Source organism: Rhizobacter sp. P2_H2 (assembly GCF_056403375.1).
Genome location: NZ_JBFUFP010001219.1, coordinates 1 through 1,498, shown reverse-complemented (window position 1 = coordinate 1,498; position 1,498 = coordinate 1). Strand labels below are relative to the sequence as shown.

The window sequence follows — 1,498 nt, the reverse complement described above, 5'->3', positions numbered from 1 at the left end:
GTGGTACCTGGTGCTGCAGCAGATGACGGAGAACCAGATCCACCGCAACGAATTCCTGTCGGCGGAGATCCGCAAGCTCGAGGCGCAGATCAAGGACATCGCGTCCTTGCGTGCCGAGATCGACGCGCTCAAGGCACGGCAGAAAGCGGTCGAAGACCTGCAGATCGATCGCAACCTRCCGGTTCACGTGCTCAACGAACTCGTCAAGCAGACGCCCGAAGGCGTCTATTTCAGCAGCATCAAGCAGGAAGGCCAGGTGCTGCAGCTGACCGGCATCGCGCAGACCAACGAGCGCGTGTCCGAGTTGCTGAGGAACACGAGCAACAACTCCGAATGGCTGACGAAGCCGGAGTTGGTCGAGATCAAGGCGGCCACCGTGCAGACGGCCAGCCGCGAGCAAAAGCGCCTGTTCGACTTCTCGATGCGCGTGACCATCAAGCGCCCGCAGGATGTCGACGCGGCCGCAGCTGCAGCCTCGGCCGTCGTGCCGGGTGCCGCGGCCAGCGCCGCCGTCGCTGCGAAGAAGCCCTGACCATCGAGACGCCATGGCAACGAAAGCGAAATCCGTCAACGTCGATCTGAACTCGGTCTTCGGGGCTGCCGCCTCGCAATTCCGGGGACTGAATCCCAATGAACCCGGCCAATGGCCGATGCTCCCCAAGCTTGCCACCTGGCTCGTGCTGGCCGTCATGGTGGTCGTGGTGGGCTGGTTCCTGCTGCTCGCCGGTGTCGACGAGCAGTTGCAGGCCGAGCGCGACAAGGAACCCAACCTGAAGCAGGACTACCGGGGCAAGCTGGCGCAGGCCGTGAACCTCGAAGAATTGCGCAAGCAGAAGCTGCAGGTCGAGGAATACGTGACCCAGCTCGAGAAGCAGCTGCCCGGCAAGGCCGAAATGGACGCGCTGCTGTCGGACATCAACCAGGCGGGCCTCGGCCGCGGCTTGCAGTTCGAACTGTTCCGTCCCGGCCAGGTGCTCGTGAAGGAGTACTACGCCGAACTGCCGATCTCGATCCGGGTGACGGGGCGCTACCACGACATCGGCGCGTTCGCGGCCGATGTGGCGAACCTCTCGCGCATCGTCACGCTGCACAACATGCAGATCGCGGCTGCCGGCGGCAAGGACGCTTCCGGATTGCTGGGCATGGATGCGACGGCCAGAACCTACCGCTATCTGGATCCGAACGAGATCACAGCGCAGCGCCAGGCTGCGGCGAAGGCTGCGGGAGCGAAGAAATGACGGGAACCACAATGCGTTGGCCGGCAGCTGCCTGCGCGAGCGCCATCATGGCGCTCACCCTGACCGCCTGTGGCGATGCGCAGGACGAGTTGCAGCAGTGGATCGAGCAGCAACGCCGCGAGGTGAAGCCGAACGTGACGCCGCTGTCGCCGCCGAAGAAATTCAATCCGCAGGCCTACCTGGCCGGCGCGGGCGTCGAGCCGTTCAGCACGCAGAAGCTGACGGTGGCCATCAAGCAGGAATCGCGGCAACCGAATTCG

General features: G+C 64.2%; 3 protein-coding genes. All 3 read left to right on the top strand.

Annotated elements, in window-relative coordinates; genetic code table 11:
- On the top strand, positions 1 to 532 hold a 532-nt coding region (locus tag AC1D15_RS31750; protein WP_477829184.1), incomplete at its 5' end, for a PilN domain-containing protein.
- A gap of 13 nt (positions 533 to 545) precedes the next feature.
- Positions 546 to 1,238 carry a type IV pilus inner membrane component PilO gene (locus AC1D15_RS31745; RefSeq protein WP_477829183.1) on the top strand — a complete coding sequence of 231 codons (693 nt, stop codon included), beginning with the start codon at positions 546 to 548 and terminating at the stop codon, positions 1,236 to 1,238.
- A 47-nt stretch (positions 1,239 to 1,285) separates the two neighbouring features.
- A partial coding sequence (locus AC1D15_RS31740; protein ID WP_477829182.1) for a pilus assembly protein PilP occupies positions 1,286 to 1,498 on the top strand: 213 nt, incomplete at its 3' end.